The organism is Pseudomonas putida (assembly GCF_028682475.1).
GTDB classification, from domain to species: Bacteria; Pseudomonadota; Gammaproteobacteria; order Pseudomonadales; family Pseudomonadaceae; genus Aquipseudomonas; species Aquipseudomonas putida_AG.
The window spans coordinates 12,927-26,873 of sequence record NZ_JANHLE010000026.1 but is presented as its reverse complement, the minus strand read 5'-3'; the positions used below and the strand labels follow the sequence as shown (position 1 = coordinate 26,873).

Genomic DNA, 13,947 nt, shown 5'->3' with positions numbered 1-13,947 from the left:
ATGTTCGAGATGACTGCATTGCTGCGCCAGCGCTTTGCCGCCCTGCGCAGCGGTGCCGAGTTTTTTTCCCTGCGCTATGTGCAGCAGTCCCAGCAGCAACTGTCAGTGCGCAAGAACGTGGCCGAGCCGCCGTTTTTCTTCCGCGATGAAGGGGCCATGCTGACGGTCCGGCTCAAGGGTGTGGAAGCCTACGCCGCCACCGCTGACCTGTCCCAGTCCGGCCTGCAGCGCGCCCTGGAGCAGGCCGAGCGACTCGCCGCGCAGACTGGCGCACGCGCCCTGCTTGACCTCAGCGAACAGCCGGTAGCCACAGCGCGCAGCGACTATCGTTCGCCAAATCTCGAACAGTCCATGCCGTCCCTGGCCGACTGCTACGACTTGCTCAGCCGTGAATCGAACAGCGTGCCCGCCGACGACCGCCTGGTGAACTGGCAGGCCAGCCTTGGCATCAGCAACGTCGAACAGATTTACCTGAACACAGCCGGTGCCGAACTGCGCCAGGCCCAGCGTTTTGTCTATCCAGGTTTCGCGGTCACCGCTTTCGATGGTCAGGACAGCCAGAGCCGCACCCTGGGCCGGGAGAACTTCGGTCAGCAGGGCGGTCTGGATGTCATCGAACGTTGCGGCCTGGTGGGCGCCGGGGCCAAGGTCGCCGATCAGGCCCTGCAGCTGCTGTTGGCAGCCAACACCCCGAGTGGCGTGCGCGACCTGCTGCTGATGCCGGACCAGATGATGCTGCAGATCCACGAGTCCATCGGCCACCCGCTGGAAATGGACCGCATCCTCGGTGACGAGCGCAACTACGCCGGTACCAGCTTCGTCAAAGCCTGTGACTTCGGCACCCTGCAGTACGGCTCGAAACTGCTCAACGTGACCTTCGACCCGAGCATCGGCGAAGAACTGGCCAGCTACAGCCATGACGATGACGGCACTGCGGCCAGCAAACAGTTCCTGATCCGCGACGGCTTGCTCCTGCGTCCGCTGGGCGGGGCCCTGTCGCAATTCCGCTCGGGCCTGGACGGCGTCGCCAACAGCCGCGCCTGTGGCTGGAACCGGGCACCGATCGATCGCATGGCCAACCTCAATATCGAGCCGGGCGACCAGAGCCTCGAGCAACTGATCGGCAATATCGAGCATGGCATCCTGATGCGCACCAACCGTTCCTGGTCCATTGATGACGCGCGCAACAAGTTCCAGTTCGGTTGCGAATGGGGCCAGTTGATCGAAAACGGCGAGCTCAAGGGCGTGGTCAAGAATCCCAACTATCGAGGGATTTCCGCACAGTTCTGGGGCAACCTCAGCGCCGTCGGTGACGCCAGCACCTTGCAGGTTCTGGGCACACCCAACTGCGGCAAGGGCGAGCCGAACCAGGTGGTGCGGGTCGGGCATGCCTCGCCTGCCTGCGTATTCAGCCAGATCGACGTATTCGGAGGAGACGCCTGATGGCTGCTACCCCACTGCAAAGCTTCCAGAACCTTGTCGCCAGCCTGCAAGAGCAGGTTCGCACCCCCGAACATTTCACCCTGAGCTACAGCGCCGAACACTCGCAGTTCATTCGCTTCAACCATGCCAAAGTGCGCCAGGCCGGCGAGGTGCAACAGGCCAGTTGCGTCCTCAAGCTGGTCAAGGACGGGCGCCAGGCCGAGCTGCAATTCACTCTGGGCAACGACGCCGACGTCGATCAGCAGCGCCTGGCCGAGGCTGTGGAGCAGTTGCGCCAGACCTTGCCGCTGCTCGAAGCCGACCCCTACCTGCAACTCAACGACAGCGCCTGGCAGAGCCATAGTGTGCAGGACCAGGCGCTGCCCGGAATTGACCAGGTGCTGATGCAGATCGAGCAAGGTGCCGGGGAACTGGATCTGGTCGGCATCTACGCCGCAGGCCCGATCTGCCGGGGTTTTGCCAGTTCGTTCGGGGCGTTTGGCTGGCACCAGGCCAACAGCTTCAACTTTGACTGGAGCCTGTTCCACCGCAATGGCCAGGCGGTCAAAGCCAACTATGCCGGGCAGCACTGGGACAACGACACGCTTGCCCAACGCCTGCGCCAGGCACGCGAACAGCTGGAATATCTGGGTCGCCCGCTCAAGACCCTGGCGCCGGGCGAGTACCGCGCCTACCTGGCCCCGGCGGCCATGGACGAAATCATGGGCATGCTATGCTGGGGCGGTTTCTCCGCCCAGTCGCTGGCAACCAAGAACAGTCCGCTGCAACGCCTGTACGCCGGTGATGCGCGCCTGAATCCGCTGGTCAGCATTGCCGAGCAAGTCACTGGCTCGCTGAGCCCGGCGTTTTCCGATGAAGGCACACCGCGCAGTGATTTGCGCCTGATCGAGCAGGGCCATGGCCTGGACAGGTTGATCTGCGCACGCAGTGCCGCCGAGTTCGAGCTGGCGGCCAACGGCGCTGACAGCCATGAATCCCCTTGCGCCCTGAGCATGGCCGCCGGCGAGCTGGAACAAGCTGAGATCCTGAGTCGTCTGGGTACCGGCCTGTACATCAGTAACCTCTGGTACCTAAATTTCTCCGACCTGCCGGCTGCGCGCATGACCGGTCTGACTCGTTTCGCCACCTTCTGGGTGGAAGACGGGCAGATCCAGGCACCGGTCAGCACCATGCGTTTCGATGACAGCGTCTACAGTTTGTTGGGCTTACAGCTGGAGGCCCTGACCGCAGAGCGCGAGCTGATTCTGTCGACCAGTACTTACGGGCAGCGGCAGACCAGTTCGAGCCATTTGCCGGGGGCACTGGTAAAGCGTCTGACGCTGACATTGTAATGACCCCATCGCCGGCAAGGCCGGCTCCCACAGGGGGCAGTCCAACTTGTGGGAGCCGGCCTTGCCGGCGATGAGGCCCTAGAGGACACCCGAGCAAACCATGCCCAACCGCGCCCCGCTGGACCCTGTCACCGCCCGCTGGATCCCTTGGGTCGTGGCCATCGCCTTCTTCATGCAGTCGCTGGACGGCACCATCCTCAACACCGCCCTGCCAGCCATGGCCCGCGATTTGGCCGAAGACCCGCTGCGCATGCAGTCGGTGATCATCGCCTACATGCTCACCGTGGCGCTGTTGATCCCCGCCTCGGGCTGGATCGCCGACCGCTTTGGCACCAAGCGGATCTTCTTCGGTGCGATCCTGCTGTTCAGCCTGGGCTCGCTGCTCTGCGCCCTGTCCGAGAGCCTGAGCATGCTGGTCGCAGCGCGGGTGGTTCAGGGGTTGGGCGGCGCCTTGATGCTGCCGGTCGGCAGGCTGGTCGTGCTGCGTGCCTACCCGCGCTCGGAGCTGGTGCGGATCATGAGCTTCATCACCATCCCCGGCCTGCTTGGTCCGCTGCTGGGCCCGACCCTGGGCGGCTGGCTGGTAGAAATCCTCAGCTGGCACTGGATCTTCCTGCTCAACCTGCCGGTCGGCGTGATCGGCTGCTACGCCGTGTGGCGTTTCATCCCCGACCTGCGCGGCAGCGAGCGCACGCGTTTCGACGGCGTCGGCTTTGTGCTGTTCGGCGCCGCCATGGTGCTGATCACCATCGCCATGGAAGGCCTGGGCGAACTGCACCTGCCACACCTGCGGGTGATGTTGCTGCTGTTCGCCGGCATGGCCTGCCTGGCGGCTTACTGGCTGCGTGCGGGCAGCGTCGACAATCCGCTGTTCTCGCCCAGGCTGTTCCGCACCCGGACCTTTTCCGTCGGCATCCTCGGCAACCTGTTCGCCCGTCTGGGCAGCGGCGCCCTGCCGTTTCTGGTGCCGTTGCTGCTGCAGGTAGCGCTGGGCTACTCGCCGGCCCAGGCGGGGATGAGCATGATTCCCCTGGCTGCAGCCGCAATGCTGGCCAAATCCATCGCCCGGCCGCTGATCGAACGCTTCGGCTACCGCACCATCCTCACCGGCAACACCCTGCTGCTCGGCCTGTTGCTCGCCAGCCTGGGGCTGGTGGACGAACAAACGCCCTACGCCTTGTTGCTGTTCCAGTTGGGCCTGCTCGGCGCGGTCAACTCCATGCAGTTCACGGCGATGAACACCGTCACCCTGATCGACCTCGACGACGCCAGTGCCAGCAGCGGCAACAGCCTGCTGTCGGTGGTGGCGCAACTGTCGCTGAGTCTCGGCGTCGCCTGTGCCGGTGCGCTGCTCGGTGGGTTCAGCGCGGCGGGCAGTGCCGAGGGCGTGGAAAGCACGTTGGGCGCCTTCCAGCTGACGTTCCTGACCATCGGCCTGATGGCCATGCTGGCGGCGGCGATCTTCATGCAGCTGGCCAGGACGGACGGAAGGCGTGCCCCTCGTCCGGAACCGGAGATCGAGCCTTAGGGCTAATGGCGTCGAGGCTGGTACACTGCGCGACATTTTGTTTTGCAGGCCCGCCTCGTGACCACCATTGCCACCGCCTTCGCCACCTTGCCGCTGTCCGCCGCCATGCTGGCCAACCTGGACGCCCTCGGCTACGCCCAGATGACCCCGATCCAGGCCCAGAGCCTGCCGGTAATCCTCAAGGGCATGGACCTGATTGCCCAGGCCAAGACCGGCAGTGGCAAGACCGCCGCATTCGGCATCGGCCTGCTCAACCCGATCAACCCGCGCTACTTCGGTTGCCAGGCCCTGGTCCTGTGCCCGACCCGCGAGCTGGCTGACCAGGTGGCCAAAGAACTGCGCCGCCTGGCCCGTGCCGAAGACAACATCAAGATCCTGACCCTGTGCGGCGGTGTGTCCCTGGGCCCGCAGATTGCCTCGCTGGAACACGGCGCGCATATCATCGTCGGCACCCCGGGGCGCATCCAGCAACACCTGAGCAAAGGCACCCTGGTGCTCGACGGCCTCAACACGCTGATTCTCGATGAAGCCGACCGCATGCTCGACATGGGCTTCTACGACGCCATCGCCGACATCATCGGACAAACCCCGAAGCGCCGTCAGACCTTGCTGTTTTCGGCGACCTACCCGGCCGGCATCAAGCAGCTGGCCTCGACCTTCATGCGCGACCCGCAGACCGTCAAGGTCGAAACCCTGCACGCCGACAGCCAGATCGAACAGCACTTCTACGAAATCACTCCAGAGCAGCGCATGGAAGCGGTCACCAAAGTGCTCGGCCACTTCCGCCCACAATCGTGCGTAGCGTTCTGCTTCACCAAGCAGCAATGCCAGGAGCTGGTCGAGCACCTGCAGGCCAAGGGCATTTCCGCTCAAGCGCTGCATGGCGACCTCGAGCAGCGCGACCGTGACCAGGTCCTGACCCTGTTCGCCAACCGCAGCCTGTCGGTGCTGGTGGCCACCGACGTGGCCGCCCGTGGCCTGGACATCGATGCCCTGGACATGGTCATCAACGTCGAACTGGCCCGTGATGCCGAGATTCACGTGCACCGCGTTGGCCGTACCGGCCGTGCTGGCGAGAAAGGCCTGGCCATCAGCCTGGTCGCCCCGGCCGAAGGCCACCGTGCCCAGGCTATCGAAGACATTCAGAAAGCCGCGCTGCGCTGGGAACAGCTGGACAACCTCAAGGCCCAGAACGGCGCTCCGCTGCTGCCGACCATGAGCACCCTGTGCATTGCTGCCGGTCGCAAGGACAAACTGCGCCCGGGCGATATCCTCGGCGCCTTGACCGGCGACGCCGGGTTGCCAGGCACCCAGGTGGGCAAGATCGCGATTTTCGATTTCCAGGCCTTTGTTGCTGTGGAACGCGCGGTCGCCAAACAGGCGTTGCAGCGCCTGAACAGCGGCAAGATCAAGGGCCGGTCGTTGCGGGTGCGCATCGTCTGAGCTGTTTGTTGAATTTGCTGGCCTTTCGCGGGGCAAGCCCGCTCCCACCCGATGTCCTGTGGGAGCGGCGGTGCGACGATTCGACTTGCCCCGCGATAGTCTCACCACCGTTGCAGAGGATTTTGCAGTGCGTTCCACCGAAGTGATCATTATTGGCGCCGGCGCCGCCGGCCTGATGTGTGCCCTGACTGCCGCCGGTCGCGGCCGCCAGGTGCTGCTGCTCGACCACGCCAACAAACCGGGCAAGAAGATCCTCATGTCTGGCGGTGGCCGCTGCAACTTCACCAACATGTACTCCGAGCCGTCCAACTTCCTGTCGCAGAACCCGCACTTCTGCAAGTCGGCCCTGGCCCGCTACACCCAGTGGGATTTCATCGAGATGGTCGGCAAACACGCCGTGCCCTATCACGAGAAGAAACTTGGCCAGCTGTTCTGCGATAACAAGTCCAGTGACATCCTCGACATGCTCCTGCGCGAGTGCGACAACGCCGGCGCCGAGCTGCGCATGGACACGCGCATCGAGCAGATCGAGAAGATCGACGGCGGTTACCTGCTGGAAACCAGCGCCGGTCAGTTCCAGTGCCAGTCGCTGGTGATCGCCACAGGCGGCCTGTCGATCCCGACCCTGGGCGCAACCGGCTTCGGCTACCAGGTCGCCCGCCAGTTCGGCCACAGCCTGCTGCCGACGCGTGCAGCGCTGGTACCGTTCACCATCACCGAGCCGGTGCTCAAAGGCATCTGCACCGAGCTGTCCGGCAGTTCCGTGGATTGCATCGCCAGCTGCAACGGCACCAGCTTTCGCGAGAACCTGCTGTTCACCCACCGCGGGCTGAGCGGGCCGGCGATCCTGCAGATTTCTTCGTTCTGGGAAGCGGGCGACACAGTCGAGATCAACCTGCTGCCAGACCACGACGCCCTGACCTGGCTGCAACAGCAACAGGCCGAGCGCCCCAACAGCGAACTGAAAACCCTGCTCGGCGAGGTCTTCACCAAGAAGATGGCCAACCTGCTCAGCGAGCACTGGTTCGTCTCCAAGCCGATGAAGCAGTACACCCCGGCGGAGCTGGCCCAGGTCGGCGACAAACTCGGCGCCTGGCAGCTGGTACCGGCCGGTACCGAAGGCTATCGCACCGCCGAGGTGACCCTGGGCGGCGTCGATACCCGCGAAGTGTCGTCCAAGACCATGGAATCGCTGAAAAGCCCTGGGCTGTACTTCATCGGCGAAGTGCTCGACGTCAGCGGCCACCTCGGTGGCTTCAACTTCCAGTGGGCCTGGGCCTCGGCGTACGCGGCCGCGCAGTTCGTCTAACCTTCGCGGTAGAATCAGCGCATCAAGGAACAAATTTTGCTGGTCAGCTAGCAGCCGTAACACGCTTGCTGTCTGATCAGCTCAATTTCGATCATCGCCCAAGGCCTGCCGACCCGACATGTCATCCTCCTCGCTCAGCCAATCGTTGCGCCGCCTCTGGGCCCTGGACAAGTTCAGCTACGCCATCCGCGTTCTCATCGCCCTGACCGGCAGCATGCTGCTGTGCTGGTACAAGGACGAGATGAGCCTGCTGATTCCACTGTTCCTGGGCATCATCGCCAGCGCCCTGGCCGAGACCGACGACAGCTGGCAAGGGCGCCTGAACGCCCTCGCGGTCACCCTGGTGTGCTTTACCGTTGCCGCGCTGTCGGTGGAGTTGCTGTTCCCCTATCCGCTGATTTTTGTCTGCGCCCTGGCCCTGGCCAGTTTTGCCCTGACCATGCTCGGCGCCCTGGGCGAACGCTACGGCGCCATCGCCTCGGCGACGCTGATTCTCTCGGTCTACACCATGATCGGCGTCGACCAGCGCGGCGGCGAAGTCAGCGACTTCTGGCACGAGCCGCTGTTGCTGGTGGCCGGTGCCGCCTGGTACGGGCTGCTCTCGGTGCTCTGGCAGGCGTTGTTCTCCAACCAGCCGGTGCAGCAAAGCCTGGCGCGCCTGTTCCGTGAACTGGGGCGCTACCTGAAGCTCAAGGCCACCCTGTTCGAGCCGATCCGTCAGTTGGATGTGGAAGCCCGGCGCCTGGAACTGGCGCAGCAGAATGGTCGCGTGGTGGCCGCGCTCAATGCCGCCAAGGAAATCATCCTGCACCGGGTCGGCAATGGCCGGCCGGGCTCGAAGGTCAGCCGCTACCTGAAGCTGTACTTTCTCGCGCAGGATATCCACGAGCGCGCCAGCTCTTCGCATTACCCCTACAACGCCCTGACCGAAGCGTTCTTCCACAGCGACGTGCTGTTTCGCTGTCAGCGCCTGCTACGCCAGCAAGGTGTGGCTTGCCAGCAATTGTCCGAGTCGATCCAGCTGCGCCAGCCGTTCATCTATGACAGCGGTTTTACCCAGGCCCTGGAAGACCTGAATGCCTCCCTGGAACACCTGCGCATCCAGAGCAATCCGGCCTGGCGCGGACTGCTACGCTCGCTGCGGGCCCTGGCCGCCAACCTGGCCACCCTCGACCGCCTGCTCAGCGATGCCAGCAACCCTGACACCCTGGCCGATGCCAGCGACAGCAGCCTGCTCGACCGCTCGCCGCACAACCTGGCCGATGTCTGGAACCGTCTGCGCCAGCAGATGACCCCCACCTCACTGTTGTTCCGCCACGCCCTGCGCCTGCCACTGGCACTGTCGATCGGTTACGGCATGGTCCACCTGATCCACCCGACCCAGGGCTACTGGATCATCCTCACCACCCTGTTCGTCTGCCAGCCCAACTACGGTGCGACGCGGCGCAAGCTGGTGCAGCGGATCATCGGCACCGGCATCGGCCTGACGGTGGGCTGGGCGCTGTTCGACCTGTTCCCGAGCCCGATCATCCAGTCGCTGTTCGCCGTCGCCGCCGGGGTGGTGTTCTTCGTCAACCGCACCACCCGCTACACCCTGGCCACTGCGGCGATCACCCTGATGGTGCTGTTCTGCTTCAACCAGGTCGGCGATGGTTACGGGCTGTTCCTGCCACGCCTGTTCGATACCCTGGTCGGCAGCCTGATCGCGATTCTCGCGGTGTTCCTGTTCCTCCCCGACTGGCAGGGCCGGCGCCTGAACAAAGTGCTGGCCAACACCCTGAGCTGCAACAGCACCTACCTGCGCCAGATCATGCAGCAGTACGCCCAGGGCAAGCGCGACGACCTGGCCTACCGCCTGGCCCGGCGCAACGCCCACAACGCCGATGCGGCGCTGTCGACCACCCTGGCCAACATGCTCATGGAGCCTGGGCATTTTCGTAAGGAGGCGGATGTCGGCTTTCGCTTTCTGGTGCTCTCGCACACCTTGCTCAGTTACCTCTCAGGTCTAGGCGCGCACCGTGAAACCACGCTGCCGGCCGATGTTCACGAGCAGTTGATCGATGGTGCCGGGGCCAGCCTGGCCAACAGCCTGGATGAGATTGCCGAAGGCCTGGCCAGCAAGTTGCCGGTGGCTATCCACAGCGATGCCGAAGAAGCATTGGCCATCGAGCTTGAGCAGATGCCCGAAGAACTGGAAGAAAACCAGCGCCTGGTGCAGACCCAACTGGCGTTGATCTGTCGGCAACTGGGCCCGCTGCGCACCCTCGCCGCGCACCTGATCAAAGATGCGCCGGCCTGATCAGAACCCGTAGTGTTTGAGCAAGCGCTCATAGCTGCCATCGGCCTTCATCTCACCAATCGCACGGTTGAAACCAGCAACAATCTGCTGGTACTCCGGAGTCTTCAGGCTCACCAGGATATGCAGGGTGTTTTCGCTCAGTGGCCTGTCGACGAACTCGATGCTGTCACGCACCGAACGGGATTCGCGCTGCAGGAAGTAGCGGGCGACGTATTCATCCTCCAGGGTCAGCCCCACCCTGCCGGCGGCAAGCATGCGCACGGCCACCGAAAAATTGCGTACCGGGATTTTTTGCAGCTGTGCATCGGCATCAAACGCCGGCGAATAGGCATAGTCCCTGACAACCGCAAGCGGATAAGGGCGCAGATCGTTCAGGGACTTGAACCTGAGCGAATCGCCCTTGCGCTTGAGCAAGCGGATGCGATTGGTCAGGTAAGCGCTGGAAAACGCCCCGATCCGGGTACGGCTCTCATTGAACCAGGCGTTGATCAACACGTCGTAGCGCCCTTCCTCCACGCCCAGCAGCGCCCGCGCCCAGGGCACCTGCTCGAACTCGCTGGCGTAACCGGCACGGTGCAAGGCGGTGGTGACAATCACTGTGGCCAGGCCGCCACCCGGCATACCGGCGTCAGTAAAGGGTGGCCAACTGTCGGCAACCAGGCGCAGCTTTTGCGCCTGGGCGGTGTTCAACAGCAACAGCATTCCAAGCAAAGCCAAGGTTCGAAGCGCTGCAGCCATGCTCAAATCCTTTAGTAGACGCGCGATTACGCGTCGTTGATATCAACTGCTTGAGAGGTACCGCTGTCAGCGCGTTGGCGCAGGTTACACAAAGATGAAGCCTCAAGGCAGAGACAATGATATCAAATGGCCTTCATTTTGAGTGCCGTCACACCCTGTGTTGACTTATGGCAATTTCGCCCTCGTCCTTGCCGATAGCATCTGCGATGATCAAGCCAATCAACCGTTCGAGAACCCCTTATGTCCATCGACTGGATCTGTAAACATCACAGCGACCTTGGCAAGGAACAACTCTATGCCATTTTGCGGCTACGCACCGAAGTCTTCGTCGTTGAACAAAAGTGTGCCTATCAGGAAGTCGATGGCCGCGACCTGGAGGGCGATACTCACCACCTGATGGCCTGGCAGGATGATGAGCTGCAAGCCTATCTGCGGCTGCTCGACCCGGAGTCTCAGGGTGGCGATGTGGTGATTGGCCGGGTCGTCAGCGCACCGTCGGCGCGGGGCAAGGGCCTGGGCCATGAACTGATGGAAAAAGCCCTTGAGCAGGCCGAGAAGCACTGGCCCGGCGTGCCGGTGTACTTGTCGGCACAGGCGCATCTGCAGGGCTACTACAAGCACTATGGCTTTGTTGTGGTGGGTGAGGAGTATCTTGAGGACGATATTCCGCATATCGGCATGCGGCGCGGCTAAATGCATCGCGGGGCAAGCCCGCTCCCACAGTAGGAGCGGGCTTGCCCCGCGATGAGGCCCTCAAGGATACCCAAGCACCTCACGAATACTGCGCAGATGCTGGATGATCCACTGCTTGTCGATCGCGCCCCAATCGCGAATCCGGTAATACCCGGCATGATTACGCGCGCCAGCCTGCTGCTCGAACTCGCAGATGATATCCAGGTCGGCCAAGGCCGCGATGGTGTCCTGCGCCGTGCGCCGGGGCATGCCGGTCGCCTCCATCAGCGCCGGTACAGTAGCAGCGGTCTGACTGTCGATCAGCCAGGCAACATACAGCCGGCGGTAAAAACTGCTCTTGGTCTTGCTCACGTCCATTGGCAAATCCTTGGGGCTCACGCGCTGCCAGGCAGCTCGCGGTAAGTCAGGTAAACACGCAGGTCGAACTCCAGTTGATGGTAGCCCGGCTGCATGTGTTCGCAGAGCTGGTAGAAGGCCTTGTTGTGCTCGCTTTCTTTCAAATGGGCCAGCTCATGCACGACGATCATTTTCAAAAACTGCGGCGCCGCCTCCCTGAACAACGAGGCAATGCGGATTTCCTTCTTCGCCTTCAGCTTGCCACCCTGTACCCGTGATACCGCCGTGTGCAGGCCCAGGGCACGGTGGGTGAGGTCAAGGCGGTTATCGAACAACACCTTGTCCAGGTTCGGCGCATTGCGCAGGTACTCCTGCTTGAGCCCCTGGACATAGCTGTACAGCGCCTTGTCACTCTGCACATCATGACGTTGCGGGTAGCGCTGCTGCAGGTAATCGCCCAGACGATTGCTGGCAATCAACTGGCGGACCTGATCTTGCAGGGTGGACGGATAGGCTTGCAGGTACTTGAGCGCGGTCATGGTTGCAAAGCAGACGGGTAAAAACGCAGTGTACCCAACTACAGCGGATGCCAGTCAAAAAAGCGTGGAAACTCACTGGCGTGTGCTGCGGTCATCGGGTGCGCCAGCAAAAAACCTTGTACGTACTCACAGCCATTGGCCCGCAGCCAGTGAGCCTGTTCAGGCGTTTCGACGCCTTCAGCGATGACACTGATGCCATACGCCCGGCACAGTTCGAGCACACAGCTGACCATCGCGGCATCGGCTGTCGAGCCCGGTAATCGCGCCACCAGGTGCCGATCGAGCTTGAGGGTGTCGATCGGCAAGTCGCGCACCATACGCAGCGAACAATCACCGGCGCCAAAATCATCCAGAGCGATACGCACACCCAATGTATGCAAGCGGTGGAGCTGTTTCGTGGCATCGTCGAGGTTGTAGCGCAGCGTGGTTTCGGCAATTTCCACTTCCAGCTGGGCAGGCTGAAGTTCCTGGGTGAAGATCACCCGCGCCAGCTCCTCCACCAGGTTGGGCATGCTGAACTGCACCTGGCTCAGACTGATGCTCAGCACCACCCCGGCATCGTAGCGTTCGTACCAGGCCCGGCGCTGTGCCGCGCCGTTCTGGTAGATCCAGCTGGCCAGACGGGTAATCAGCCGGGCCTCCTCCAGCAGGGGGATGAACAAGCCCGGCGGTACGTCCCCGACACTGGGATGACGCCAACGCAACAACGCCTCGAAGCCCCGCAAGCGACCATCGGCCAGGGCCACCTGGGGCTGGTAGACCAGGCTGAATTCCTTGTGCTCGATTGCGCTACGCACACTGTCTTCAAGCATCAGCCGCGAGCGTGCACGACCGTTCAGGTCCTGGTCGTAGTATCGATATTGCTGGCGCCCCGACTGCTTGGCTGCATACATCGCCGCATCCGCGGCCCGCAGCAGCCCGTCCAGACTGGACCCGCACTCGGGATAAGTGGCGATACCGATGCTGACCCCAAGCGTTACTTCCAGCCCGTCGATCTCCTGATAGATCGACATGCGCTCAATCAGCTTTTCGGCAAACCGCGCAGCTTGTTCGGGGCAATCCAGCGAGTCGAGCAGCGCGGTGAATTCGTCGCCGCCCATGCGCGCAAGAATCGCGCAGCTACCCAGGCAATCCTTGAGCTGCTCGGCGACCCAGTTGAGCACCCGGTCACCGGCTTCGTGCCCCAGTGAGTCATTGATGCGCTTGAACCCGTCCAGGTCGAGGAACATCAAGGCCTGGGGCCGGTCCGCGCGTTCGTTGCGCAACAGCGCACTTTCGGCCGCCTGATAGAAACCACGGCGATTGAGCAGGCCGGTCAGCGGATCAGTGATCGCCTGGTACTCGAGTTGCTGATGCAGATTGCGCACCACCGACATGTCCAGCACCGTGATCACCAATGCCCGCTGCTCGCTGGGTAACGGCGCACACGACAGCGCTACCGGAATCGGATGGCCGCCCGCCGTTCGCAGGACTGCGTCGTGAATGCGCAGGGTGTCCCGCGCCAGGTAGGCCTGGTAAAACGCCGACTCACGCCACGCCTTCGATCCGGGTGACTGGATGAAATCCAGCACCCCCTTGCCCTGCAACTGGTCGAACGACGCATCCAGCAACCTGGCAATGGCCGGGTTGGCAAACCGGATCAGGCCGTCTTCGGCCACCACCACAATGCCCTCGGCGGCGTTTTCCAGCACCGACGCGTTGAACGCCCGTTCAGCCTCCAGGTCATGGCTCAGGCGCTGCAGCGAACGCCGGTTGCGCTGTTGCTCCAACAAGGCCTGGACCTTGGGCTTGAGAATCTGTGGGTCGAAGGGTTTGAACAGGTAGTCCACCGCGCCACTGGCATAGCCCTTGAGCACAGCCGCCTGGGACTGCTCATTGGCGGTCAGGAAAATGATCGGGGTAAGCCGTGTACGCTGGCTGCCACGCATCAGGCGGGCGACTTCGAAGCCATCCATGCCCGGCATCTGTACATCCAGCAGCACCAGGTCGACTTCGTGCTCAAGCAGCGCGCTCAGGGCTTCCGTTCCGGAGCTTGCGGTGAGTACTTGCCAGTCCTGACGGGCCAGCAAGGCACGCATGCTGATCAGATTTTCAGGGTAATCATCGACGACTAGCAAAACCGAGCCGCCATCGTTTGTGTGAGGTTGCGCGCAATCCATGCTGCTTCTCTTGTGAAACTGACATCGAATTTCGGTCGAAACCCGAAACTAACTCTAGACCTGGCGGCCATAAATCTGAAGTAATCAGATTGCCATCATCCGTGGAAAGTTCCGTAAGCCGACTAACGG

11 protein-coding genes are annotated in these 13,947 nt (G+C 62.7%); 7 read left to right on the top strand and 4 right to left on the bottom strand.

Going from position 1 to position 13,947, the window contains the following annotated elements; genetic code table 11:
• From NPS47_RS19715 to yccS, 6 genes are all read left to right on the top strand, one after another.
• A complete protein-coding gene (locus NPS47_RS19715) occupies positions 1–1,443 on the top strand; it encodes a TldD/PmbA family protein (protein WP_274296458.1) in 1,443 nt (480 codons plus the stop codon).
• Positions 1,443–2,774 carry a TldD/PmbA family protein gene (locus NPS47_RS19710; RefSeq protein WP_274296457.1) on the top strand — a complete coding sequence of 444 codons (1,332 nt, stop codon included), beginning with the start codon at positions 1,443–1,445 and terminating at the stop codon, positions 2,772–2,774. The genes NPS47_RS19715 and NPS47_RS19710 overlap by 1 nt, the downstream gene beginning before the upstream one ends.
• A gap of 100 nt (positions 2,775–2,874) precedes the next feature.
• A complete protein-coding gene (gene mdtD / locus NPS47_RS19705; protein ID WP_274296456.1) occupies positions 2,875–4,302 on the top strand; it encodes a multidrug transporter subunit MdtD in 1,428 nt (475 codons plus the stop codon).
• Positions 4,303–4,407: 105 nt separating this feature from the next.
• Positions 4,408–5,745, top strand: coding sequence for an ATP-dependent RNA helicase DbpA (dbpA, locus tag NPS47_RS19700; protein WP_274296490.1), 1,338 nt, complete (start codon positions 4,408–4,410; stop codon positions 5,743–5,745).
• A 127-nt stretch (positions 5,746–5,872) separates the two neighbouring features.
• Positions 5,873–7,054, top strand: a complete 1,182-nt coding sequence (locus tag NPS47_RS19695; protein ID WP_274296455.1) for an NAD(P)/FAD-dependent oxidoreductase — start codon at positions 5,873–5,875, stop codon at positions 7,052–7,054.
• A 118-nt stretch (positions 7,055–7,172) separates the two neighbouring features.
• Positions 7,173–9,353, top strand: coding sequence for a YccS family putative transporter (yccS, locus tag NPS47_RS19690; protein WP_274296454.1), 2,181 nt, complete (start codon positions 7,173–7,175; stop codon positions 9,351–9,353).
• On the opposite strand, the gene NPS47_RS19685 is transcribed toward yccS, so the two are convergent.
• Positions 9,354–10,091: a substrate-binding periplasmic protein gene (locus NPS47_RS19685; RefSeq protein ID WP_425313532.1), complete on the bottom strand. Its 738-nt coding sequence runs from the start codon at positions 10,089–10,091 to the stop codon at positions 9,354–9,356.
• Positions 10,092–10,331: 240 nt separating this feature from the next.
• Between NPS47_RS19685 and NPS47_RS19680 the strand changes: the two genes are divergently transcribed.
• Positions 10,332–10,784, top strand: coding sequence for a GNAT family N-acetyltransferase (locus NPS47_RS19680; RefSeq protein WP_274296453.1), 453 nt, complete (start codon positions 10,332–10,334; stop codon positions 10,782–10,784).
• A 60-nt stretch (positions 10,785–10,844) separates the two neighbouring features.
• On the opposite strand, the gene NPS47_RS19675 is transcribed toward NPS47_RS19680, so the two are convergent.
• Genes NPS47_RS19675 through NPS47_RS19665 form a run of 3 tightly spaced genes read right to left on the bottom strand, consistent with a single transcriptional unit; the run spans position 10,845 to position 13,818 of the window.
• On the bottom strand, positions 10,845–11,141 hold the full coding sequence (locus NPS47_RS19675; protein WP_274296452.1) for a winged helix-turn-helix domain-containing protein: 297 nt from the start codon (positions 11,139–11,141) through the stop codon (positions 10,845–10,847).
• 17 nt (positions 11,142–11,158) lie between these two features.
• Positions 11,159–11,659 carry a YgjP-like metallopeptidase domain-containing protein gene (locus NPS47_RS19670; protein ID WP_038615312.1) on the bottom strand — a complete coding sequence of 167 codons (501 nt, stop codon included), beginning with the start codon at positions 11,657–11,659 and terminating at the stop codon, positions 11,159–11,161.
• Positions 11,660–11,697: 38 nt separating this feature from the next.
• Positions 11,698–13,818: a putative bifunctional diguanylate cyclase/phosphodiesterase gene (locus tag NPS47_RS19665; protein WP_274296451.1), complete on the bottom strand. Its 2,121-nt coding sequence runs from the start codon at positions 13,816–13,818 to the stop codon at positions 11,698–11,700.
• Positions 13,819–13,947: the final 129 nt, after the last annotated feature.

What these genes read in the sequence shown, in the direction of transcription:
- NPS47_RS19715 (WP_274296458.1), top strand. Translation starts at nt 1, where the DNA reads ATGTTCGAGATGACTGCATTGCTGCGCCAGCGCTTTGCCGCCCTGCGC.
- NPS47_RS19710 (WP_274296457.1), top strand. Translation starts at nt 1,443, where the DNA reads ATGGCTGCTACCCCACTGCAAAGCTTCCAGAACCTTGTCGCCAGCCTG.
- mdtD (WP_274296456.1), top strand. Translation starts at nt 2,875, where the DNA reads ATGCCCAACCGCGCCCCGCTGGACCCTGTCACCGCCCGCTGGATCCCT.
- dbpA (WP_274296490.1), top strand. Translation starts at nt 4,408, where the DNA reads ATGCTGGCCAACCTGGACGCCCTCGGCTACGCCCAGATGACCCCGATC.
- yccS (WP_274296454.1), top strand. Translation starts at nt 7,173, where the DNA reads ATGTCATCCTCCTCGCTCAGCCAATCGTTGCGCCGCCTCTGGGCCCTG.
- NPS47_RS19685 (WP_425313532.1), bottom strand. Translation starts at nt 10,091, where the DNA reads ATGGCTGCAGCGCTTCGAACCTTGGCTTTGCTTGGAATGCTGTTGCTG.
- NPS47_RS19680 (WP_274296453.1), top strand. Translation starts at nt 10,332, where the DNA reads ATGTCCATCGACTGGATCTGTAAACATCACAGCGACCTTGGCAAGGAA.
- NPS47_RS19675 (WP_274296452.1), bottom strand. Translation starts at nt 11,141, where the DNA reads ATGGACGTGAGCAAGACCAAGAGCAGTTTTTACCGCCGGCTGTATGTT.
- NPS47_RS19670 (WP_038615312.1), bottom strand. Translation starts at nt 11,659, where the DNA reads ATGACCGCGCTCAAGTACCTGCAAGCCTATCCGTCCACCCTGCAAGAT.
- NPS47_RS19665 (WP_274296451.1), bottom strand. Translation starts at nt 13,818, where the DNA reads ATGGATTGCGCGCAACCTCACACAAACGATGGCGGCTCGGTTTTGCTA.